At 38.4% G+C, this 24,549-nt stretch carries 21 protein-coding genes and 1 pseudogene; 17 read left to right on the top strand and 5 right to left on the bottom strand.

Annotation, left to right across the window (positions count from 1 at the left end):
- Positions 1–7: 7 nt before the first annotated feature.
- The 12 genes from ACNSN3_RS18765 to ACNSN3_RS18710 all read left to right on the top strand — a co-directional run bounded on the left by ACNSN3_RS18765 (position 8) and on the right by ACNSN3_RS18710 (position 17,096).
- Positions 8–1,033: a zinc-binding dehydrogenase gene (locus ACNSN3_RS18765; protein WP_418609433.1), complete on the top strand. Its 1,026-nt coding sequence runs from the start codon at positions 8–10 to the stop codon at positions 1,031–1,033.
- A gap of 292 nt (positions 1,034–1,325) precedes the next feature.
- Positions 1,326–3,581, top strand: coding sequence for an acyl-CoA dehydrogenase (locus ACNSN3_RS18760; RefSeq protein ID WP_010388995.1), 2,256 nt, complete (start codon positions 1,326–1,328; stop codon positions 3,579–3,581).
- 323 nt (positions 3,582–3,904) lie between these two features.
- Positions 3,905–4,222, top strand: coding sequence for a heavy metal-binding domain-containing protein (locus ACNSN3_RS18755; protein WP_054201227.1), 318 nt, complete (start codon positions 3,905–3,907; stop codon positions 4,220–4,222).
- 284 nt (positions 4,223–4,506) lie between these two features.
- Positions 4,507–6,462 (top strand): ATP-dependent nuclease, encoded by a 1,956-nt coding sequence (locus ACNSN3_RS18750; protein ID WP_418609431.1) that lies wholly within the window; start codon positions 4,507–4,509, stop codon positions 6,460–6,462.
- Between the two features lie 103 nt (positions 6,463–6,565).
- A complete protein-coding gene (locus ACNSN3_RS18745) occupies positions 6,566–7,876 on the top strand; it encodes an anti-phage deoxyguanosine triphosphatase (RefSeq protein ID WP_418609429.1) in 1,311 nt (436 codons plus the stop codon).
- 139 nt (positions 7,877–8,015) lie between these two features.
- Positions 8,016–8,645 (top strand): hypothetical protein, encoded by a 630-nt coding sequence (locus tag ACNSN3_RS18740; protein WP_418609427.1) that lies wholly within the window; start codon positions 8,016–8,018, stop codon positions 8,643–8,645.
- Positions 8,646–9,229: 584 nt separating this feature from the next.
- A complete protein-coding gene (locus tag ACNSN3_RS18735; RefSeq protein WP_418609848.1) occupies positions 9,230–10,177 on the top strand; it encodes a kinase in 948 nt (315 codons plus the stop codon).
- A gap of 133 nt (positions 10,178–10,310) precedes the next feature.
- Complete coding sequence (gene upp / locus ACNSN3_RS18730) at positions 10,311–10,943, top strand: uracil phosphoribosyltransferase (protein WP_372860345.1); 633 nt, start codon at positions 10,311–10,313, stop codon at positions 10,941–10,943.
- A gap of 9 nt (positions 10,944–10,952) precedes the next feature.
- On the top strand, positions 10,953–12,191 hold the full coding sequence (locus ACNSN3_RS18725) for a uracil-xanthine permease family protein (protein WP_055011979.1): 1,239 nt from the start codon (positions 10,953–10,955) through the stop codon (positions 12,189–12,191).
- A gap of 148 nt (positions 12,192–12,339) precedes the next feature.
- Positions 12,340–14,079, top strand: coding sequence for an HAD-IIB family hydrolase (locus ACNSN3_RS18720; protein WP_109874905.1), 1,740 nt, complete (start codon positions 12,340–12,342; stop codon positions 14,077–14,079).
- The gene (locus tag ACNSN3_RS18715; protein WP_008115311.1) at positions 14,072–15,292 is read left to right on the top strand and encodes a hypothetical protein; all 1,221 of its coding nucleotides are present in this window, start codon (positions 14,072–14,074) and stop codon (positions 15,290–15,292) included. The genes ACNSN3_RS18720 and ACNSN3_RS18715 overlap by 8 nt, the downstream gene beginning before the upstream one ends.
- Positions 15,293–15,317: 25 nt before the next feature.
- A complete protein-coding gene (locus tag ACNSN3_RS18710) occupies positions 15,318–17,096 on the top strand; it encodes an alpha-amylase family glycosyl hydrolase (protein WP_418609423.1) in 1,779 nt (592 codons plus the stop codon).
- A 66-nt stretch (positions 17,097–17,162) separates the two neighbouring features.
- On the opposite strand, the gene ACNSN3_RS18705 is transcribed toward ACNSN3_RS18710, so the two are convergent.
- Positions 17,163–18,242, bottom strand: a complete 1,080-nt coding sequence (locus ACNSN3_RS18705) for an ABC transporter substrate-binding protein (RefSeq protein WP_418609422.1) — start codon at positions 18,240–18,242, stop codon at positions 17,163–17,165.
- Between the two features lie 133 nt (positions 18,243–18,375).
- Here ACNSN3_RS18705 and ACNSN3_RS18700 point away from each other — a divergent pair, with 133 nt between their 5' ends.
- Positions 18,376–18,765, top strand: a complete 390-nt coding sequence (locus tag ACNSN3_RS18700; RefSeq protein WP_054201221.1) for a cytochrome b562 — start codon at positions 18,376–18,378, stop codon at positions 18,763–18,765.
- 9 nt (positions 18,766–18,774) lie between these two features.
- Positions 18,775–19,161 (top strand): OsmC family protein, encoded by a 387-nt coding sequence (locus ACNSN3_RS18695; protein ID WP_418609420.1) that lies wholly within the window; start codon positions 18,775–18,777, stop codon positions 19,159–19,161.
- Positions 19,162–19,211: 50 nt separating this feature from the next.
- On the opposite strand, the gene ykgO is transcribed toward ACNSN3_RS18695, so the two are convergent.
- Together ykgO and ACNSN3_RS18685 are read right to left on the bottom strand one after the other, a co-directional pair.
- Complete coding sequence (gene ykgO / locus ACNSN3_RS18690; protein ID WP_004586489.1) at positions 19,212–19,346, bottom strand: type B 50S ribosomal protein L36; 135 nt, start codon at positions 19,344–19,346, stop codon at positions 19,212–19,214.
- Entirely contained in the window at positions 19,343–19,609 is a 267-nt protein-coding gene (locus ACNSN3_RS18685; protein WP_008463845.1) for a type B 50S ribosomal protein L31, read from the bottom strand. Before ACNSN3_RS18685 ends, ykgO begins: the two co-directional genes overlap by 4 nt.
- Positions 19,610–19,842: 233 nt before the next feature.
- Here ACNSN3_RS18685 and ACNSN3_RS18680 point away from each other — a divergent pair, with 233 nt between their 5' ends.
- From ACNSN3_RS18680 to ACNSN3_RS18670, 3 genes are all read left to right on the top strand, one after another.
- Positions 19,843–20,112, top strand: a complete 270-nt coding sequence (locus tag ACNSN3_RS18680; RefSeq protein ID WP_010388978.1) for a hypothetical protein — start codon at positions 19,843–19,845, stop codon at positions 20,110–20,112.
- Positions 20,113–20,389: 277 nt separating this feature from the next.
- Positions 20,390–21,196, top strand: coding sequence for an alpha/beta fold hydrolase (locus ACNSN3_RS18675; RefSeq protein WP_054201220.1), 807 nt, complete (start codon positions 20,390–20,392; stop codon positions 21,194–21,196).
- A gap of 5 nt (positions 21,197–21,201) precedes the next feature.
- Positions 21,202–22,110, top strand: a complete 909-nt coding sequence (locus ACNSN3_RS18670) for a GGDEF domain-containing protein (protein ID WP_008463850.1) — start codon at positions 21,202–21,204, stop codon at positions 22,108–22,110.
- A gap of 342 nt (positions 22,111–22,452) precedes the next feature.
- On the opposite strand, the pseudogene ACNSN3_RS18665 reads toward ACNSN3_RS18670, so the two are convergent.
- Both ACNSN3_RS18665 and ACNSN3_RS18660 read right to left on the bottom strand, forming a co-directional pair.
- Positions 22,453–23,493, bottom strand: a pseudogene (locus tag ACNSN3_RS18665) (metal-dependent hydrolase).
- A gap of 113 nt (positions 23,494–23,606) precedes the next feature.
- Entirely contained in the window at positions 23,607–24,494 is an 888-nt protein-coding gene (locus ACNSN3_RS18660; RefSeq protein WP_054201652.1) for a LysR family transcriptional regulator, read from the bottom strand.
- Between the last annotated feature and the right edge of the window lie 55 nt (positions 24,495–24,549).

Below are 24,549 nucleotides of genomic sequence, written 5' to 3'. Positions count from 1 at the left end.
GTTTTTGATGCCTAATACTGTAGTTACAAACCCAGATACTATTCCTTCATCTATGCAGGCTATTGCCTTAATAGAGCCTAGTGAGGATATTAACTTAACGGATATTCAATTACCTGTGCCTCAATGCACAGGTAATGAGCTGTTAGTAAAAGTGGAGTATGTTGGTTTAAATCCGGTGGATGCGCAATTTGCTAAATCTGGCTTTTGTTTATGGCAGTATCCGCATGTTTTAGGCTTGGATGCAGTGGGTGTAGTGGTTAAAGCGGGTAAAGGCGTATTTCCTGGCGTGGGTGAGCGTGTAATGTGGCACGCCAGTATTGGTGAGCAAGGGATATTGAGCGAATACGCAAAAGTGCCTAATTATGCAGTGTCTATCATTCCGCAGCAATTAGCCAGTGATAAGGCTGCTACTTTGCCCTGCGCCGGAATGGCAGCGCTTATCAGCTTAGATAAATTAGCCGTAACTGAGGGCGATACCCTCTTTGTTGAAGGCGGGGCAGGTGCTGTAGGTCAATTTGCTATTCAATTTGCAAAGCAGCGTGGTGCCGATGTATTTACAACCGCCTCCAAGCGTAACCACAAATTGGTTAAGCAGCTAGGGGCTGATGTAGTCTTTGATTACAACGACAAAACCTTATGTGACAAAATTCGCCGAGAGCTTGGCCCACAAGGATTTGATGCCGTTATTGATATTATGGGTGGGGAATCGACCATTCAAAATATCGAACTAATGCGTTTTTGCGGTCGTATTGCTTGTTTAAACCCACTGCCTAATTTTGAACAGCAGCTAATGTACCGTAGAGCACCCAATATTAGTATTGTATCCTTAGGTGGCGCGTGGTTAGCCAATAGCCTATGCGCGCAGCAGCGCATGAGTTTTATGGGTAATTTGTTGCTTGAAACGGTCTCTAATGGCGAAATAATTCCTCCAGAAGTATTAGCTGTTGATTTTAACGCAAAGGCTGTTTCTAGCGCATTAAATAAACAGCTTACAGGTGGTTTTACAGGTAAACAAGTGGTTAAAATAAGCTAGGTTTACTCACATTCCCATATTTAAAAAGCGCAGCCTAATTTTAGGCTGCGCTTTTTTGTTTCTACTTTATTACCAAATCTGTATTTACGGCGATATAAGTCTGAATTATTAAATTTTTTACAAAAAAAATAATAATTCAGCGTACAGTTGTAAGCCTTTTTATTTCAACAGTTTACGTTCAGGTAAAGAAAATAAATTGCAAAAACTGTTAATTAATTGAATAGAGTAATTGATCTAAACCGATTTTTATGACGTAATGTAGGTATTATTTATCTGGTCGGATGAGTTCGTTATGAGTTTACGTACAAAATTAAAAAAAGTATTACCAAGTATTTCAGTTACTGAGCAAGAAGCGCTAGACGCTGGCGATGTATGGCTAGAAGGGTCTATCTACCAAGGTAAACCAGATTTTAGCGCGCTACGCGATGTACCTGCGGCAAAATTAACCGCAGACGAACAAGCGTTTCTAGACGGTCCAGTACAAGAACTACTAGGCATGATTGATGATTCAGTCATTCAAAATGGTATTCATTTACCAAACGACATTTTAGAGTTTTTGAAAAAAGAGCGTTTCTTCTCGCTGATTATCCCTAAATCGTTTGGCGGTTTAGAGTTCAGCCCATACGCTAACTCAACAATTGTAGGTACTATCGCAACGAAAAGCTCAGCGGTTGCGGTAACTGTAATGGTACCAAACTCGTTAGGCCCGGGTGAGTTACTACTTCACTTCGGTACAGATGAGCAACAAGCACATTACTTACCACGTTTAGCAAATGGTACAGACATTCCATGTTTTGCATTAACCAGCCCAGAAGCAGGCTCTGATGCAGGCGGTATTCCTGATGTAGGTACCGTAACTAAAGGCATGTACAACGGTGAAGAAGTACTTGGCCTAGAAATTACATGGGACAAGCGCTACATTACACTCGCACCAATTGCTACTGTACTTGGTTTAGCGTTTAAAGTAGTTGATCCAGATGGTCTACTAGGTGGCAAAGAAAACCTAGGTATTACTTGTGCCCTTATTCCAAAAGAGCATCCTGGTGTAGAACTTGGTAACCGTCATGATCCTATGGGTATCCGTTTTTACAACGGTACTACACGTGGTAACAAAGTATTTGTACCAATGGACTTTATTATTGGTGGTCAGAAAAACATCGGTCGCGGTTGGCAAATGCTAGTTAGCTGTTTAGGCGCAGGTCGTGGTATTTCATTACCAGCATTGGGTGTAAGTACAGCACAAGTTGCATTTAAATCAGCTTCTGAGTACGCAGCAGTGCGTGAACAGTTTGGTTTATCAATTGGTCAATTTGAAGGTATTCAAGAAAAGCTAGCTGACATTGCAGGTAAAACATACCTACAAGAAGCAATGCGAGTATTAACAACTGAAGGTTTAGGCATGGGCTTAAAACCATCGGTAGTGACTGCAATCGCTAAATACCATATGACAGAGCTTGGTCGTGATGTACTTGACTCAGCAATGGATATTCAAGCGGGTAAAGCAATTCAGAATGGTCCTCAAAACACACTTGCTAGCGGTTATGTGGCGCAGCCAATTGCCATTACGGTAGAGGGCGCGAACATTCTTACTCGTAACCTGATGATCTTTGGTCAAGGTGTTATGCGTTGTCACCCATACTTACAATCTATGGTTGAGTCTATCCACAGCGATGACAAAAACGCAGATGCAGAATTTAACGGTATTTTACGTAAAACAATTGGTTACAGCACAGCAAACAGCTTACGTGCATTCCGCTTAGGTGTGCTACCGTTTACCGCGAGTGCAAACTCAGCATTACCAGAAGTACGTGACTACGAAAAAGCAGTGCAAAAACTATCAGCTAAATTAGCTGTATATGCTGACTTCTCGTTACTAGTACTTGGCGGTAAATTAAAGCAAGCTGAAATGCTTTCAGCACGTTTAGGCGATGTAATGAGCTTCTTGTATGCAGCTATGGCATCTATTAAGTATTACGAGCAAAAAGTAGCAAGCAGCGAGCGTGAGCAAGCGGCTCCTTACTTCCATTATGCGACTCGTTTTGCACTACAAAGTGCAGAAGAAGCATTGCACAAGTTCTTAGATAACTTCCCTGCAAGTGGTACTCGTAAGTTCATTCGTTTCATTACTATGAACTACTCAACTAAAATGCCAAAAATCAGCGATGATTTAATCCGTGAACTAGCAAAACAAGCTCAGCTTGATACGGCATTTAAAGCGCAAATCACGCATTTAGTTAAGCCAATTGAAGGTGATGGTCATCACATCAACGAACAAGCTTACAAAGCTAAAATGGCATCATTAGAGCTGTTAGCAAAAGTGAAAAAAGCGCTACGTGCTAAAACCTTCAAGCCGGGTACGCGTTTTTCAATCACACTTGAAAATGCACTTGCTGCAAAAGTAATTAACGACGCTGAATTTGTTCAGTTAAGTGATTACAATAAAAAGCGTGAAAAAGCGATTCGTGTTGATGAGTTCGACTTCGATATGAACATCCTAGACGACAACGCACAGCCAGTTAATCCGCTTAAAAGCGTGGTTAACCAATAAAATTCAATAATGCAAAGCGCCTGCAGTTTAGGCGCTTTTATTGATACAAAATTAGTGTGGAGTCCTGCTTGAGTAACATCAAGCGGGACTTTTTTATGGGTGTAATTCAAGCTCAGAGATAATGACGACTAATTTGATGGTACAGAACATTATTAAACGTTGTTTTAGTGTATTTTAACAATGGGTGGTAAATAAGCTACGTAATTACTTGTTTACATTAGAGTTGTTTAGTGGAATTATTGAGCGTATATAATATACGCTGTTTTGAGGGTTATAACTCCCAAAGTGGTGTTTAATGAGCTGTTATGTTTTAGGGAAAAATTATGATTTATACGACAACGGAAACTGTTCCAGGCAAGGAAATCGAAGCTGTATTGGGCATAGTCAATGGTAACATGGTTCAGTCTAAGCATGTTGGTCGAGATATCATGGCTGGTTTAAAAGGAATTGTGGGCGGCGAACTCAAAGGCTATACCGAGATGTTGATGGAAGCTCGAAATATAGCGGTAGAACGATTAATAGAAGATGCAAAAAAGTTAAATGCCGATGCAATAGTAGGAATACGATTTACAACTAGCTCAGTTACTGATGGTGCATCAGAAATATTAGTGTTTGGCACAGCAGTTAAACTTCGAACATAACAAACAATTTAAGCAGATTCGCAACGCGTGGTATTTTTGTGTTTTCTTCCAAAGCCAAGAAATGAGGACGCTTTCCTCTTTTCTGCACCGTATTAATAAAAGAACAGCTTGCCTAAAAGTTTAAAGCTGGCAATGAGTTACATGATTTGTAATTAATATTAAAAATAATTAAGGGGACATGAATTGCTCATAAAAAGAGGAAAGTGTCCTTTGATAAAGTTGTTATACGCTAATCGTTAGCATCATGGTATTCAACTCAACTCTCGGAATTTTTTTGGAAAATTATGTTTTTTAGTGAAATATATATTGATAATTTTAAAACCCTAAGAAAAGTAAGAATTAAACTAAATAAAGAGTTGAATGTATTTACTGGTACAAATAATGCTGGAAAAACAACTATTCTTGAAGCCTTAGCACTTTGGAACGAATGCTTTAGAACTCTTATTGTGAAAGCAAAAAAAGCGGATAAGCAGAACAAAATTCATTTGGGAGATTTTCGTTTAGGTAAAAAAAATAATAATTATATCGATCATCGTTCAATAACCTCTGTCCGTACTTCAAGATATGAAGATATTTTTTATGAAATGGATAAAAATAATCAAATTGTGATATCTGTTAAATTAATTGGTCAAGATTTTGAGCTTGTAATTCCAATTCGGATCAGACAAGCAAATGGTGGTAATTATCTAATATATATAGATAATCATGACAATTTCGATTTTGAAACTTTCAACTCAAACTTAAGTTTACCTACACCGTTCTCTGCCATTTATGCATCACCTGTCGCCGCACTTGTTTCCGATGAAAAGTATGTTACTCCACCTCAAGTAATTCAACAGATTCTCTCTAGGAAATCATTTTTAGTATTAAGAAACAGGATTGCGAAATTACAAAACAGCCAAAATTTCTCAAGTTTTGAGAATGATGTTTCGTACATACTATTTGAGTCAGAGCATTCAGTATCCTTTGAGGTTATTGGAAATATATATAGTGATGTAAAGGTTAGTGTTAATGTTGATTTTGGAAATCAAGATACAGCGAAGGATATCTCTCTACTGGGCAGTGGTACTCTGCAAATAATTGAGTTAATGCTAGCAATTCATGAGGACCGGTCCGATCTTAACCTTATTATGTTAGATGAACCTGATTCGCATATACACAGAGATATCCAAAAAAGATTAATAGATGTGTTAGTTAGAAACTCACTAAAGGCACAAGTATTTTTAACAACCCATAATGAAAGTTTAATTAGGGCAACTCAGCCTAAAAACATATTTCACATAAGTAACTCAGGTGATGGGCTGACTGAATTAGAAATTAAGCCAATAACTGAGAATAACCCAGTTAGCTTGAAAGTAGGAATTCAACCATCAGGTAAATCAAAGGTTATAAAAGCACTTGGAAATAGTGACTCTCTAGATATACTAGATTGTTTAGAAGCTAAAAAAATTGTTTTCGTTGAAGGTGAAGATGATGCTTTATATATCAGAAATATATATGAAAAGGTATCAAATAAGACTCTTGATGATTATGTTTTTTGGTCGCTGAATGGCTTAGATACATTTATAGACTGTATCAATCATTATAAAGGATTTTTTCAAGTCATTGCTAATGGGCATAACTTATGGGACAAATCTATTTCAATAATCGATGCTGATTACATGACAAGTGATCAACGAGTTAAGCTTGTTACTCAATTGAATACAAAAATTAAGTTGCCAAGCTTTATATGGGGGGAATATACAATTGAAGGGTCTTTACTTTCTAACCCAACAGTAATAAAGGAACTTGTATATCGTGTGTTCATGGAAAAAGCAATCGATATTGAAAAATCAGTAATATTTGATGGCATTACACAAGTAATCAATAAACATTGCGAGCTTATGTTGGAACTTTTGAATTCGGATTGTAACTTTCAAAAGAAAATTACGGGGCAGATGCTCAATAGAAATCAAAAATGGGAAGAGAGTGTTGGGATAAAGAATCTATTTTCAGGTGGTGGGCATAATTACCTCATCGATTATCAATGTTATGCTCGCCCGTTATTACAACAAAATAATATGTGTCACATCATGACAAAAGATGACCTCGAAATATTAGTTGGGGATATATTTAAACACTTTAATGTTGAGATAGATTATTCACCACTTCCTGCATTTGAGTTTTTATTGAAATATTATGATAACTCCCTTGACGTGCCATCTTGGAAAAAGATGGTTCAATTCATTGAGAGCGTATAATAAGTTGCTTAAATAGAATAAAAGCAGTTGGCCATCGCTTCGCGATTATAGCCAACCATTCATCTGCTTAGCAGGGCGTTATATTTACAGAAGGATTTTATATATGTGGCAAGCAAGACGCAGTTATTTAGATGGTTACGAAGCAAAGCCATTTAATTCAAATACGGATGATAGTCAGGCTCAAAGAGATAGGGCTAGAATCATTCATTCCTCTTCATTTAGGAGATTACAGTCAAAGACGCAAGTTTTAGGAATCGGTGAAAGTGACTTTTACAGAACACGACTAACTCATTCATTAGAAGTCGCCCAGATTGGCTCTGGAATTTGTGAGCACTTACGAGAAAAGTATAAAGATAGAGAAGATTACCTTGAGTGGATTCCAACACTAAGCCAGATTGAAGCAATTTGTTTAGCTCACGATATAGGCCATCCTCCATTTGGACATGGCGGAGAAGTCGCTCTGAACTTCTATATGAACGATCAAGGTGGTTTTGAAGGTAATGGGCAAACATTAAGAATTGTTAGTAAACTAGGTGAGTACTCGCCAGATTGTGGTTTAGACCTAACTCGTAGAACAATGTTGGGGCTACTAAAATATCCAGTATTACATAAAGAAGTGGCTGATTACTCCAGCATATGTGGTTGTAAAACTAAGATTAATATTGATGGCTATAAACCACCCAAATGTATCCATGATGATGATAGTGATACTTTAAATTGGATTCTTGATGGAATTCCTGAAAATGATCAATTGCTATTTCGAACACTAACAGAAAAAGAGGATGGTGTTTCTAAAGCACAGTTTAAAGGTTTTGACACATCAATAATGGAATTGGCTGATGACATTTCTTATGGCGTTCATGACTTAGAAGATGCATTGGCTCTAAAGTTAGTTACTTTTAAACAATGGAATGATGAAGTTATAACAAAGATGGGAAGTGGCAATGTCATATATAATGATATTGATTTCTTTAATGAAAAGCTATTTTCAGAATCGAATAAAGACCGCAAGCATGCAATTAGTAAGTTAATTGGTTATTTTATACCTAGCATTGAGGTATACGAAAAGACCGAGTTTGAAACGCCATTGCTTAAATATCAGGTGAAAATGTCTGACGAAGCAAAATCATTACTTAAACTATTAAAGAAGTTCGTATTCAAGAATGTAATAAAAAGACCAGAAGTTCAAACTCTAGAGTATAAAGGGCAACAAATGGTTCTTAGTTTGTTTGAAGTTCTTCAAGAAAATCCCAAACGTTTACTTCCTACATCTACTTATAAAAAGTATCTAGATACAACGAATAAAAAACGAGTAATATGTGACTATATTTCAGGTATGACCGATAGTTATGCTACTAAGTTGTATCACAAGCTGTTCAGTCCTGATATGGGATCTATCTTTGATCGAATGTAAATATAACAAACTGTTTAAGAGTGATTCGCAACGCATGGCATTTTTACTATGCGTTGGTTTTAGTGTTTAAGGTGGTATGCGGCGGCTTTATATTGCGTTGCTCACACCTTAACAGGGCGTTATGTTCTTTGGAGGTCAATTGGAAGATTTAGTGTTAATCTTAAACATTGTTGTGGTGGTATCCATATCCATCTGTGGCTTTCTTATTAGAAACTACTTTCCCAAGTATCTATCTGAAAAAGCCAAAAACTTAGCGACAAAAGAAGATATTGGGCAGATTACAGACCAAGTAGAATCTATTAAACGTCAGCATGCTGTTGAACTTGAAAAGATCAAGACGGAACTAAATGTGAAAGGTGCTCTACGTCAGTCATTTAAATCTAAGAGTTTGGACGCGCTGACTGCAATTGATGAGTTACTCGTAGAAATTCATCTATACAGTTGGAAACAACTCGCAGAACGATCACCAAATGAACATTACGTCTGGAGTAATGTCGACACTTTAGCCGACAATCGATATTTTCATTATTATCGCGTCGCTATAGATAAAGTTAAAATGGTTCACGGTCTTTACCTTACTTCAGTTGCAAAGCAAGCTTTGTCAGACTTATCTCAATCTATAGGTATGCTATCTAGTATGGAACTTGCTCTCAGTAATGATCCTGACGAAGCAATTTTAGAATCAGCAGTCTCAGGTTATTCGTCAGCTATTGATTCTGTCGAAAAGTGCAGAAAGAAACTAATACACGAGCTTGGAGTACAAAGCTAACAGAGTATTTAAGAGTGATTCCAACGCTTGGTAGTTTAGTTTCGCTCAAGTATAGCCAAGAGCTGCTCATCCCTTAACAGAGCGTTAGCTGTTTTTTTTAGCTGAGTTAATTAAATCAATAATGGAGATATAAATATGGAAATTAATCATTCAAGCAAATCCTTACTTAATTTTTTGATCCCTTTCTTAACTGCGTATTTCGTGTCAAAGGGTTTATTTTATTTGTTCTCTTTTGAGTATTCTATATTTTCAGATGCTTTTGATATTCAAAAACTACTAATTGATATTAGCGTCTTTGGGGTGTTATTTTATATTGGTTCAATTGGTGCTAAGCACCTACAAGTACTAAAAGAAAGTAAAACAGACACCCATCTTAAACTTTGTACTTTCAATGTTTTCAAACCATGCTTTAGGTAATATAAATAACAAGCAGGATGTGCCTAGCAATTGCAAGAAAACGGCAGGTTAGTTTTGCTATTAACAGTGTATTTCATGTTGTGCGCGAAGGGCGTTTTTATTAAGAGCTTTTATTTAAAACACCGTCTAATGTTAAACTAACTAAAATTTAGCAACCTAATATGGCTATGTCTTTTTATCTTCCATTACTTACCCCGTATTTTGAACGTATAGCTATTGGCGAAACCCTAACCTCACTTTGGAGTGGCTGTGGTCAAATTGTGAAGTGCCAACTTGATGAGCAAGCCTGTGTTATTAAAGCGATTAAAGTACCCGATCACATTAATCACCCTAAAATTAAACAAAGCAACTTTGCACTTAATAGAAAGCGTGACTCTTACCACGTTGAATATACGTTTTATCAGCAATTTAGCCATAAATTGCCTAAGCAAGCAGCAAGTATTGAATGCATTAAAGCAATCAACAAGGGCGATGAGTTTGCCTTGGTGTTTAAAGATTTTTCAAAGCAGGGGTACAGCCAAGCAACCACCGAGGATATAAAAGCCATATTAAAGTGGTTGGCACATTTTCATGCCTTTCATTTAAATACAAAGTTTGATGGTTTATGGGCGCAAGGAAGCTATTGGCATTTGGGTACACGTCCTGATGAATTTAATAACTTACCTGAAAAGTCCGATATTAAACAGGCTGCATCTCTGTTAAACGGCGCATTAAAGCAGTGTAATTATAAAACATTAATTCATGGTGATGCCAAGCTTGCTAATTTTGCCGCTAATAGCCAAGGCAATATACGCGGTTACGATTTCCAATATGTGGGTGCGGGTGTTGGGGTGGTCGATGTAATGTATTTTATGACCAGTTGTATGGATGAATCTGAGCTTCATAAACACGCACAGAGCTACCTTGATTATTATTTTAGCCAATTGAAGCAAGCTCTGAGTGACTATCAACCACACATTAATGCTGATGATGTTGTTACACAATGGGCTCATTTATGGCCAGTGGCATGGGCAGACTTTTATCGGTTTTTACTTGGGTGGAGCCCCGAGCACAAAAAAGTTAACAGCTACATGCATGATCAGGTAAATAATTGGTTAGCGAGTAACAACTCATAAACACAAAAATCTTTATAGTTGTGGCTAAATTAAATATTTTGGCACGAACTATAAAATCAAGACTAAAATTAACAGTCAAACGGCCTGTTTTAATATAAAATACGTCAAATTTTTTATCACTAGGTTTATTACTATGGCTATTCACGTTATTTCTCATCCCCTTGTTCAACATAAGTTAGGTTTAATGCGCGCGCATGGAATTAGCACGAAAAGTTTTCGCGAGTTGTGTTCAGAAGTGGGCACATTATTAACTTACGAAGCCACTAAAAACCTAGAATTAGAAGATAACGAAATTACAGGTTGGGACGGTAATAAACTTAAAGTTGAGCACATTAAGGGTAAAAAAATTACCGTGGTGCCAATTTTACGTGCGGGCCTTGGGATGATGGACGGCGTAATGTCATTACTCCCTGCGGCTAAAGTGAGTGTAGTGGGTTTAGAGCGCAACGAAGAAACGCTTGAGCCAGTACCCTACTTTGAAAAACTAGTGGGTAATATTGATGAGCGTTTAAGCTTAGTGATTGACCCAATGCTGGCTACTGGTGGTTCTATGATCGCCACCATTGATATGCTTAAAAAAGCAGGCTGTAAAGACATTAAAGTAATCGTACTGGTTGCTGCACCTGAGGGCGTTGAAAAAACATTAGCCGCTCACCCAGATGTAGAGATTTTTACTGCCTCAGTTGATAGCCATTTAAATGAAAAAGGCTACATTATCCCAGGGCTTGGCGATGCAGGTGACAAAATTTTTGGTACGGTTTACTAAGGTTTAGCAGTGCAAAATAATTCTACATTTTCTATAAAAACTATTCTAACCGGTGCCCAAATGCTGTTTGTTGCATTTGGTGCGTTGGTACTAGTGCCTATTTTAACCGGCCTAGATCCTAGCGTTGCGTTGTTTACCGCTGGTTTAGGTACTTTGTTGTTTCAATTTGTGACTAAAGGCCAAGTGCCTATCTTTTTAGCGTCGTCATTTGCGTTTATTGCACCCATTATTGCCTCAGTGCAAATGTGGGGCATACCGGCCACGATGGGTGGTTTAATGGCGGCGGGCTTTACTTATATGCTATTAAGTTTATTGGTGAAGTTTAAAGGTACAAAAACCTTACATAAAATTTTGCCGCCAATTGTGGTAGGCCCAGTGATTATGGTAATTGGTCTAGCGCTTGCGCCTGCGGCGGTTAATATGGCCATGGGTAAAAGTGGCGATGGTGGCACACAAATTATTGCCTACGACAGCGCTATTATTATCTCTATGTTCTCATTGCTCGTTACTTTAGTGTTTGCCGTGTGGGGTAAAGGGGTATTTAAATTAATACCTATTTTAGCCGGTGTTGTTGCCGGTTACACGCTATCGTTATTTATGGGTATAGTGCAATTTGAAGCCGTAAGTAATGCGCAGTGGTTAGCTGTGCCAAACTTTGTGTTACCAGAGTTTAAATGGCAAGCCATATTATTTATGGTGCCGGTGGCAATTGCGCCTGCTATTGAACACATTGGCGACATGATGGCAATTAGCCAAGTTACAAAAAAAGACTATTTGAAAAAACCAGGACTACATCGCACCTTATTTGGTGATGGTTTAGCCACGTCTGCCGCATCCTTATTTGGCGGCCCACCGAACACCACTTACTCAGAGGTAACCGGTGCGGTAATGCTTACTAAAAACTTTAACCCTAAAGTAATGATGTGGACTGCCATTATCGCAATTTGCTTAGCATTTGTTGCTAAAATGGGCGCTAGTTTGCAAACCATTCCGGTGCCAGTAATGGGCGGAATAATGATTTTATTATTTGGCTCTATTGCGGTTATTGGTTTAAACACCTTAGTTAAATCGGGCGATGACTTAAGTGAACCGCGTAATTTAAGTATTGTGGCACTTATTTTAATTTGTGGTATTGGTGGTATGTACATAGGTAGTAGTGAGTTCAGCCTAGAAGGTGTGAGCTTATGTGCTATTTTAGGCATAGTATTAAACTTAGTATTACCCAAAGCACAGAGCAACCAGAGTTAAGTTTGCACTGTGGTTAAAAATATTGCACCAAAAAAGCGCATTTTAAATGCGCTTTTTTTTTAACCTACTAAAAAGTAACAATAAATAATATTGGTCTAGTAACTGCATTTCCTTAGTCATACCCTATAGTTGACTCAGGGATTGTTATATGGAGACCAAGAGTGTGGATATAAATGCTTTTTTAGTAAAACACCAACTGCCATTGAAATATCAGTATATTAGCGAGCAGTATTTTTCTGCTATTGCGCAGGACATTCTAACCAGTAAAAAAACAGCCCCTATATTTGTCGCAATTAATGGCTGCCAAGGCTCAGGAAAAACCACACTTGGTGATTATTTAGTAACTTGGTTTAGCCAAAATACCCACCTAAACTGTGTTGCGCTTTCTATTGATGACTTTTATTTATCAACTCAAAAACGCCAACAGTTAGCGCAAGATGTGCATTGTTTATTCGCCACTAGAGGCGTTCCGGGTACACATGATGTTGCGCTGATGGATAACACCATTAGCCGTTTATTAAATACTGAAGTAAATGTACCGCTGCCGCGTTTTGATAAGCAACAAGATGAACCCGTAGCAAAAAATAAATGGTTAACTAATAGTCAGCCGATCGATGTTGTTATTTTAGAAGGGTGGTGTGTAGCCAGTGAACCACAGCAGCCTTTTACTTTAGTTGAGCCTATTAACGAGCTAGAAAAATCATACGATCAACAAGGGTTATGGCGTCGCTGTATTAACAGCTGTTTAGCCAATGAATATAAAACCGTTTTTGATAAAATCGATTACACAATTATGCTCAAAGCCCCGAGTTTTGATGATGTGTTTGCGTGGCGCCAAGAGCAAGAACACAAGTTAATTGCCAAACAAGGGCAGGGCGCAGGCACTATGACTGATGAGCAGTTATTGTGGTTTATTTCTCATTTTGAACGCATCACGCGTGAAAACCTCAACACCCTTAGTGCTAAAGCAAATGCACTTATAGAGCTCGATAGTAATCGAGATGTAACTGCGATGGTGCTTACAAGCGATAGTATTGTACAACCTATCATTTTTACCGATTTAGATGGCACATTACTCAATCACAGAGATTACAACACCGATGCGGTAGATACCTTATTACAAGAGCTGCAATACAGCGGTGTACCTGTGGTATTTAATACCAGCAAAACATTTAGTGAAGTAGTGGCACTGCAACAAGCGCTTAATATTACACAGCCTTTCATTGTTGAAAATGGCTCGGCTGTTTATATTCCTAAAAATTATTTTAATCTCAGGCCAATTGGCTGCAGCGAATACCAAGGCTACTGGTGTTACTCGTTTGCTGCACCCATTAGCAATTTATGGACTGATTTAAAACGCTTAAAAAAAGACTACGGCGACCAATATAGTTTGTTTAGTGAGCTGACCAGTGAGCAGGTAATGAAAATGACAGGATTAAACCAGCTACAAGCAACGCAAGCACAAACCCGTCAATACTCAGATCCGCTCTACTGGCATGGCGATGAGCAGCAACTAAATGAATTTATCAATGCGATATCAGTATATGGCTACGAGGTTAAAGTAGGCGGGCGCTTTGTTCACATTGGAAAAAATACCGATAAAAGCATGGCTCAGCAATGGTTAGTGCAGCAGTTTAATACGCAGTTTACTAAAGCGCTGAGCATTATTGCGCTAGGGGATAGTGAAAACGATAAGCAAATGCTAGAAGAGGCTGATATCGCCATCATCATTACCAATCCAGAGAGTAAAAAGCCAGTTAAATTAACCTATAACAAAGCGCGCTATTCTCAATTGCCGGCACCGCTAGGCTGGGTTGAAGAAATTACAGCACTACCTTGTATTAACAGTATTTTACCCAGTTCTGAGGAGTATAGTTTACATGGCTGATTTTTATCAAAATGGCATTATTACAACACTACATAACATTGCCAATAGACCCGTAGACGATTTAGAAAAAGAGTTACTTGGCTTTAGTAAACAGCGACCAATGGGGCTTATATTGCCTTCATTATTTAGTGAGTTAGAAGGCCCTGCTTTACAAAATATTGTTAAAGAGCTGCAACAAGTACCGTATTTATCGCAAATAACTATAGGCTTAGACAGAGCCGACGAAAGCCAGTATCGCTATGCATTGAACTTTTTTAAATCGCTTGATCAAAACCATAAAGTGTTGTGGAACGATGGCCCACGTTTGCAGGCGCTCGATAAAGAGCTTCAAGCTTTAGGTGTGGCGCCACGCGAGCTCGGTAAAGGCCGTAATGTGTGGTATTGCATGGGCTATAAACTCGCTACCGCGGAGGTTGAGTCAATAGCACTACATGATTGCGATATTTTAACTTATGACCGAGGCTTATTAGCGCGATTAATTTATCCCGTTGCACATCCTCGATTTAACTATGAATTTTGTAAAGGCTTTTACCCGCGTACTGCCAATGGAAAAATAAATGGTCGAGTATCGCGTTTACTGGTTACTCCGTTATTACGCTCGTTTAAAACCATATTAGGCAGCAGAGACTACCTTGAGTATATGGACTCGTTTCGTTACCCATTAGCCGGTGAATTTTCGTTTAGACGCGATGTATTAAACGATATTCGTATTCCTAGTGACTGGGGATTAGAAATTGGCGTATTAAGCGAGATGTACCGTAATTACTCCCATAACCGCTTATGCCAAGTTGATATTGCCGATAACTACGATCATAAACACCAAGAATTATCGCTGGACGACCAAACTGCTGGCCTTTCTAAAATGTCTATTGATATAACCAAAGCGTTATTTAGAAAGCTAGCGACCCAGGGGGTTACCTTTACCAGCGAGACCATTCGCTCATTAAAAGCGACTTATTACCGCATTGGTTTAGACTTTATTGAAACCTATCATAATGATGCGTTAATGAACGGCTTAACACTTGATATTCACCAAGAAGAAAAAGCGGTAGAAATGTTTGCACAAAATATTATGAATGCTGGCCAACACTTTTTAGAAAACCCAATGGAAGCGCCATTTGTGCCGAGTTGGAACCGTGTAGCTTCGGCGATGCCCGATGTACTAGATCGATTAAAAGAAGCCGTTGAGCTTGATAACGAACAATACAGTTAAATTGGTATACTTAAACGAGGCGCCTGTGGACATAATTAGGGAACAGTTTTTTCAACGAGTCGAACAACATTTACATACTATTTATCAAGGGGTTGAGTTACCTATGTCGGTAGCTGAGTTGGCTGAAGAATTAATCACCTTGATACTAGGTAATAACCCACTTCGCGATCCCACGCCGCACACTAATCGCTGGGATGAACAAGATATTGTTTTAATTGCCTATGGCGATTCTATTATAAATCATGAAGACAGTGAGTTAGCAGTTGGAACTCCCCTAGAGGCGCCGTTAAAAACTTTGCATCGCTTTATAAAAGAGCAGTGCGATCACCAGCTTAATGCACTGCATATTTTACCTTTTTATCCGTACAGCTCAGATGAAGGATTTGCGGTAATGAACTATGCGCAAGTTAATGAAGCGCTTGGTGACTGGCAAGACATAAATGCGATTGCCAACGATGTAAAGTTAATGGCTGATTTAGTGATTAATCATTGTTCTAGCCGAAGCCTTTGGTTTGAAAACTTTTTAACCGATACTCACCCAGGGAAAGACTACTTTAAAACAGCCAGTTTAACTGATGATTTAAGCCAAGTAGTGCGCCCACGAACCTCGCCATTATTACATACGGTAGCCACAGCAAGCGGTGATAAGCATGTATGGTGTACATTTAGTCATGATCAGGTGGATTTTAATTTTGAAAACCCTGAGGTTTTAAAAGAGTTTGTTGGCATTATTCGCCACTATTTAGATAACTGTATTCGCCTATTTCGCCTTGATGCTGTGGCCTTTTTATGGAAAAAACTCAACACCAGTTGTATAAACTTGCCACAAACTCATGAAGTGGTGCGTTTACTGCGAACGCTGATTGAGCATGCTGAGCCCAGTGTGGTGATTATTACCGAAACCAATATTCCTAATCAAGAAAACCTATCTTACTTTGGTAATGCCAACGAAGCGCATGCAATTTATAACTTTGCTTTGCCGCCGTTGTTATTGCATACCTTACTTAGTGGTGATAGTACGGCGCTTAAGCACTGGATGATGAGCATGCCGCCAGCGCAAAACGGTACCGCATATTTTAATTTTATAGCCTCTCATGATGGTATTGGTTTGAGGCCAATTGAAGGCTTATTACAACCGAGTGAAGTTGCTTCGTTAGTAAGCACGACCATGCAATTTGGGGGACGTGTTTCAATGCGCACTAGTCACGATGGCACGCATACCCCTTATGAGCTAAATATTGCCTTATTTGATGCCTTACAAGGGACGCACAATGGCGCAGATAAATATGGGCTTGAGCGTTTTTTGTGTGCCCATGCCATTATGTTTGCAATGGAAGGAATACCGGGGCTATATATACATAGTTTACTTGGTACAACTAATGACTATGAGCGTTTTGAAAATTCGCAGCACAATCGCGCAATTAATCGTCATCGCTGGCAAGAATCAAAATTATTAGCGGCTATTGAAGAAAAATACAGCCACCATCACCAGGTGTTCAAGGGAATAAAACAGTTATTATCAGTGCGTAAAAGACAAGCTGCATTCCATCCTAATGCTACACAATTTACTTTGCACTTAGGAGAGGGGTTATTTGGTTTTTGGCGACAAAGTATAGACCGCCAACAAAGTATTTTTTGTGTTTATAATATTAGCAGTCAGCCACAAAGCTTAACCTTAGCCGACTTAAACTTAATAAATACCCAGCAATGGGTTGAGCTAATTTCTAATACAACACTCGATGACGCGTTACAAACCATGCAGTTAGCACCCTATCAAACGCTTTGGCTATCTAATAAGGCATAAATAACGCAAACAATTACATTCAGAGTTTTAAATAAAGTAACCGCACTGTAAAGGGGCTTTACAGTGCTATTGCTTAAGCGCTAAAAGTAGATTTTCTATGGTAAATTTATGCCAGTCAGCGCGTGTTTTACTAAACTGTATAAAGTTTATTTCTGCTAGACCTGTTGTATTTATCGCCTTATATAAGGGGGTGTTTTCATCAGTAAGTGGGTCAAAAATATCAGCTGAACGATGAAGCAAAGGACTAAGTTTTGGTTGCGTATGGTTGTCGAACAGATTAACCAGAGCATAAGCACCTAACAAAACATGACCTCCTATAGATACATCAAGCTCTGAACCATTATTAGGTGGAACCTCCCAGTTAATACCGCCCACAATAACCTGAGATTGCATGTTTAGCTGTTTTAATGCCCTTTTTGCGCCAAAAGCAATGGCATCATTCGCACACCAAATAATGTTAATTTCAGGAGCTTGATGCATATACGCCAAAGTTTTTGTAAACCCTTCTTGTTCAGACCAATTGGCAACCTCTTTAGCGATTAAAGTAACTTGCGGCGTTTGCGCTAAAAAATCCATTAACCCTTGAGTGCGCATAATAGAAGCAGGCGTTGCATAGTCGCCTAATAACGCCAATATATGTGCGCTAGTTGTTGTTTTATTGGTAAACTTTTTATAAAGCTGCTGCATCAATGATTTACCTGCAACGCGATTATTTGGGGTAATACTACCGACTATGTTAGTGCCATTTTTACGTAACATATCGAGTGACGCAGGCGAGGGGCGATTTAATAAAAAGTAAATAGGGACATGTTTACTGTCTATTTTAGAGAGGTACTTACTGGTAACATTTTTTTCGTTTACGAGGATCAGATAATCGGGCTTATCATTTATAGCCTGCTGAATAAGCTCTTTCATTAAAATATGATTTCGGTTTGCGTATTTTGTCGTTAATGTAACATCTAAATCAGTGGCTGCATTTTGCATGATTTTAGAAACATCAAACCAAAAGTTTCCTGTGTTGTTTTGTGCATTTTCAGTATTAGAAAAACCAGGGTTAATAAATATGACTTCTAGGGCATGAGCACTATAACTACTCAACAGAATGCAGGTAAACGTTAGCAGGCGGTATAATTTAAACAAGGACATACATTTCTCTGTAAACTTTTTAAAGCCCAACTTTATCCTTGTGCAAGTGCTCCGTGTGACATCTAGGCGTTATGCTATATAATACCTCAGTAAGTTTAGTATGTATGCAACAATTATTTTTTAGGATGTATTAATGAAAGCAGTTTTGTTGTTAATGGTATTAATATTTAGTCAAACAGTTGCCGCAAATGAAATGAGCGACTTAGAAAAGACCATGAAAAACATTGGGCTTGCTTATAAACAAAGTGTTGAAGCAACCCAGTTAGCAGAATTTAATGGCGCTATCGATGAATTTATTAAATTGATAGAGCAAAGTAAGCAAGCCAAGTTTTATAAAGAAGCTGAAAAGTCGGTGCAAGGGTTAGATAAGGTGCTGATTCAAGCCCAGTTAGCCAAAAAAGTAGCGAACGAGCAGGGGCTTGAGTCGGCAAAAAAACCACTTAAGGCGATTGATAATTTGCGCAAAAAATATCACGAATTACACGAGCCTCCAGGCTTTTTTGAATTATTGTTTGGAAAATAAGGATTAGTAATGGAAATTTCGGTTTCAATGTTAGATGGTCAAAAATTAAGTGCTAAGTTTGGTGAGCATGAAGTTATAAGCGCCCAAAGCATAAACGCTGGTGGTGATGCAGAACATCCAGAACCGTTTGACTATTTTTTAGTAAGCATGGTGTTGTGTGCTGGTTTTTATGCGCGTAAATTTTGTCAGCAAAGAGAGATCTCGACCGAGGGGATGACACTGACACAAAATAACGAAAATGTAGATGAAAACGGTAAGAAGCTTTTTTCAATCGAAATTGGCTTGCCAGAAGGTTTCCCAGCTAAATATAAAAAAGCGCTGATTGCTGCGGTGAATACATGTACCGTGAAAAAGGTTATTCAAGCAGTGCCTGAGTTTTCTGTTGTAGTTAAATAAACAGACCCTAATAATAATGCCGAGTATAAACTCGGCATTATTTTATCTTGCTACTTTTTCTTCATACCCTGCACAGCTTTAAATCTAGGGTTATCTTTACATATCACGAATACTCGCCCTTTGCGCTTTACAATTTGACAACCTGGTCGTTGTTTTGCACTTTTTAATGAACTTAAAACTTTCATTTGCTTTCCTTTTTAGCTGTAGAGAGGTTTTTAAACCGACGATTAAATTGCGCAACGCGTCCATCAGTAGCGAGCGTTTTTTGTTTGCCTGTATAAAATGGATGTGAGTCACTTGAGACATCAATAGGAACATAAGGATATGTTTTACCCTCAATTTCTATAGTGCGATTGGTTTTAATGGTTGAACCAATAATAAAGTAAGAATCAGCTGCAGTATCATGAAAAGCAACCACATGGTAATCAGGGTGAATATTGGGCTTCATAAAATGCCTTTAGTGTTATGTGATAGTATATCATTTAATTTAACGTATTTATTTTCCCTTTGCAAATCATTTTAAATAGCCTTAAACGCAGTGTAATTGCTGCGTATTTGCACAAACTAGTCAAAAAATAAGCACTTAGATCAAAAGTACTGGCTATTAGTATTTAGGCTGCTATAACTAGACTCAGCGAACAAAAATAATAAAAATTTAATAACGTTAATAGAGGTAGTTTTATGAGTGACGCTCAGGCACAACAAGACCAAATCGACCAAGGAGTCATGGATACTCTCAGAGAGCGTGACCACAGTATATTGGCTAAACAAGTTGATTCGTTAGGGTGTTCTCATAACGACATCATTGAATTACTTGCTCATTATTTAGCATTAAGCGAACAAGAAGATGATGAATTATTTGACGATTGGTTTGACGCGCTTTCAAAAGAGCAACACACCGTATTAAAAGTATTTGAAGTTTATCGTGGGCAGTACGAGCACCAGAACTAATCCGTTTGGTTGTAATAGCCATTTTATTTAAGATGATGCCGGCTGCTAAAGATGTAATTTAATGTTAACAAAAGTGTGTGTTTTTATCCCTAAGCAAAATAAATAATCACACTTTTTAATACAATAGCATGTACTTTTTCTCTTGATGATTTTTCATCTAACTAATTGATGTATAAAGCTTTGCAATGAGTTAAACTTATTTATATAAACAGTAGTCCTCACTATGTTTAATAAATATACTACTTTTATTGGGTGAACAAAGAAAAGGATCATTCTAATGCCGCACTTAAATGAAATACGCAAAAGAAACAACGTCAAAATAATTGGCAAGGGTGATAAAACCTTGGTTTTGGCTCACGGATTTGGTTGTGACCAAAATATGTGGCGGTTTGTTACTCCAGTGCTTGAGCAACATTTTACTTTAGTGCTGTTTGATTATGTAGGCTCTGGTAAGTCTGATATTTCTCAATACAACAAAAAGCGTTATTCAACCCTTGATGGCTATGCCAAAGATGTACTTGAGATATGTGACGCACTTGATCTTAGCGATGTGACTTTTATAGGTCACTCTGTTAGCGCAACAATTGGGGCACTTGCCGCCATTGAGCAGCCAGAGTTATTTACTCAGCTTGTTATGGTTTGTCCTTCACCGTGCTTTTTAAATTTACCCCCTGATTATTTTGGCGGGTTTGAAAAACAAGACTTGCATGAACTACTTAACCTGATGGATAAAAATTACATTGGCTGGGCCAATTATTTAGCACCTTTAGTTATGGGTAGTTCTCACCCTGATGAGTTTATAGCCGAGTTATCGGGGAGCTTTTGTTCAACCGACCCATTGATTGCAAAAACCTTTGCAGAAGCCACTTTTTTATCTGATTATCGCGCGACGCTTAAACATATAAAACAGCCGTCATTAGTTTTACAAAGTGAACATGATGCTTTAGCCGCGCCATCTGTAGGCGAATTTGTCGCAAATGAAATACCTAACGCTACGCTCCAAGTTATAAGCGCACATGGTCATTGTATTCATATGACTCACCCAGAAACAGTCGGCCGTTCGATTATTGACTTTGTGAGTTAACCTTAATGCCACTGCATCAATTAGATGATAATAGAGTTACAGATTACTCTGCTGATTACTTTTTAAGTGGCGCATTGGTGACCAATGCGGATAACGTAATTGTTTATGTAAATACTTATTTTAAAAAGGAACTACACTGGCATTGCAATGAACTTATTGGCAAGTATATTGACAAAATCCTAACTAAATCTTCAAAAATATTTTTACAAAGTTATGTGCTTCCTACCTTAATACACGAAAAAAAATGCCAAGAAATGCAGTTAATTATGCTCAGTGCTCAGGGGGAGCGAATGGCGGTTACCGTTAATGCTCAGCTTGACGAAAAGGGGTTTATATACTGGAGCTTTTTTAATGCTACGCAGCGAGATAAACTCTACGATGAGTTGATAAAAACACGGGAAAAGCTAGAAGCACAAACTGAGCGCTTGCAATCTTTAGCGTCTACCGATGAGCTAACATCGCTATTAAACAGGCGTGAAATGGATTACCGCAGTGTTTTATTACTCGAACAAGCAAAAAGAACACACCGCTCAGTTGCACTATTAGTGATTGATATTGATGATTTTAAACAGATCAACGATACCTATGGTCATTTAGAGGGCGACAGGGTGCTAAAAGAACTAGGCCAATGTCTTAAAAAAATAAGCAGACAAACTGATTTAGTTGCACGCTATGGTGGGGAAGAGTTTTTAATTATGCTGCCCGACACCCATAGAGCAGATACCTTAATATTTTGCCAAAGACTACACCAATTAATTGCTGAAATTAAAGTGGGCAGTGAAGGGCTAACAGTCAGTGTAGGTGCATGTATGAGTGATAGTAACAGCACGTTTACTGAGCTGTTTAAGCATGCTGATAACGCTGTTTATCAGGCTAAGGCAAACGGCAAAAACACCACTTACATGCATTCTTGATTCATGTTACTAGGGTCTGTTGACCTTTGCGGATTAAAATTTGTTCAAACTAGGGGCGGTTTAATCGTGACGCGAGGTTTGTAACCTAGTGGGCTAAGTAAAAACCGAGCAACAAAGAGCAAATTGCCCCTAGGCAGAACCCTTCGGGCTGCCCCTGTTTGGCATTGATGCTGCGTTATCGCTTATTTATGGGGAATAACCACACTACATAGGCTCTGCCTTGCCTAAATACCAAACAGACTGCTGCAAATATAACCTTGAAAGGTCAACAGACCCTATTCGAGTGATTAAGCAACAATGTTGTTTGGCTCTTTTTACAAGCAGTGCTTGCTTAACCCTTAATTATGGCAACGAGCAGTTATTTTTAGCCAATGGAGATGCCAGCGAGACTTCGGGTTGCCATATTCGATGCCAAATATTACTGGCATTGCTAAAACTAGGACGCTGAGAGAGTCGCTCAAAGCTACCCACTTTAATACCCGAGTCAGCTTGCTCACCCACCACAAAGTTAAATACGTATTGGCATTCCATACCCATTCTTAAATCTGACAAAATCACGTTATCGGTTTGCTGGCGAATAGAATAAAACCCTTTTGTAAACCATTGTAGTCTTTGTATGCCCCATTGGTTGTCAATAGGCTTAATTAAAGACGGTGTTGTATTGTAGGCATTTAAGGTTACATCACTGGGCGAGTCAAACACGGAGGCATAACCCTCGTAGTAGTGACCGTCAGACATCACTACTACACGCCAAAGTAAAGTAGTGAGCGGGGCAGGCGTACTAATATAGCCGGTTGCGTCAATATCGCGATTGTTCAGTGCTGTTTTTACCTTGTCGTCAATATTGAGTTTAAACACAAAGGCAAGGCATAAATACGCTGTGCTTAGGCTAAGTGTAATTGCATTGATTTTATAGGCTTTACTTGTGCTTATTTTAGGTAATAAAGTAAAAGCTAAACCAATTAATTACGGTAAGGTGTAAAGGGGGTCAATAATAAACATGCTGGATACCGCAAAAGGGTATTCACTTAAGGGCCACATTAGCTGAGTACCATAAACGGTGAGTGAATCTAATAAAGCATGTGTTGATAAGCACAAAAAAACTAACCAAAACCAACGAGCTTTATAAGCCTGCATGCCTGTGTGTATTTTTAATATTAGCCACACAATCAGCGGGCTTATTAATAAATGCACAAATAAAGAATGGCTAAAACCGCGATGATAGGTAAATGCCTCTACACTGCCGCCATAGGGTAAAAATACATCTAGATCGGGTAAAGTGCCTAAAATAGCGCCCCACGCAACGGCTTTTCTACCTACTTTATTGCCTAGTACCGCGTAGCCTACGGCACTGCCTAATGCAACTTGTGTTAAAGAATCCATACTACCTCATCCAAATAATGCAACTGCAGTGTTTATACTCAGCTTAATCTTAAAACCGTCAATAATGTAAATTATTTCATTAAGTTGCTCTTTAAACTCAATTTAAAAGCGATTTATAAACTTAGTCGCGGTTGTATAAAATCTAAAAATGCAACGATACGGGAAGAAACCGCCCCATTTTTGTAATAAACGCCATAAATAGATTCTCGATTATTTGGGCTACTTACGCTGTGAGGTAAAACTTCTATTAATCGTTTTTTGGCTAAATCTTCTGCAATCATAAATTGTGAGAGAAGTGCTATGCCTTGATCAGCAATACATAAATGCCTAATGGTTTCGCCGCTGCTAGCCCTTAAATCAAAATGCAGTGATTGCTGATGCTTCAAGGGCCATTGATTAAGAGTATTGGGCTCACTGAAGCCAATTAGGTTATGGTTTTTAAGATCTGAAACTTGCTGTAACGGTGGCGCATTTTTTAAATAATCAGCGCTTGCGACCAATTTTAATTTACTTTGGCCTAATTTTCGCGCGTGCAGGTTTGAATCTTTTAAGTCTCCAATGCGAATAGCTAAATCTGTTTTGCGCTCAAGTAAATCAATAATATTGTCGTGTGAGGTAATATCGAGCGTGATTTGCGGGTATTGTTTTTTAAACTCATTAACTAGTGGCGCTAGTTGATGCAAAACAAAAGGGCTTGCTGCATCTATACGCAAGTGCCCGCTAGGTGCTTGCTTAAGTAGCTTTATTGTTTCTTCTCCGAAGAGCAGCGTGTTTAAAGCCTTACGCGCATATTCTATGTATATATGCCCTTCCTCGGTAAGTTCTAAGCGCCGAGTTGTTCTGTTTAGTAATGTGCAGTTTAGCCTACTTTCGAGGCGAGATAGCGCTCTTGAAACCTTAGCTACATTTAAATCAAGTAAACTGGCCGCACCGGAAAAACTGCCACAATCAACAATGGTAATAAACATTTCTAGATCTTCAGTTTTAGCTTGAACAGGCATAAATTCACTCATTTATATTTGCAAAATAAACAAAAGTATTTTGCCATTTATGCTA

It is taken from the genome of Pseudoalteromonas sp. US3C1004 (assembly GCF_048401065.1).
Classification (GTDB): domain Bacteria; phylum Pseudomonadota; class Gammaproteobacteria; order Enterobacterales; family Alteromonadaceae; genus Pseudoalteromonas; species Pseudoalteromonas undina.
The sequence above is the reverse complement of the archived record's forward strand: the minus strand, read 5'-3'. Positions and strand labels throughout refer to the sequence as shown.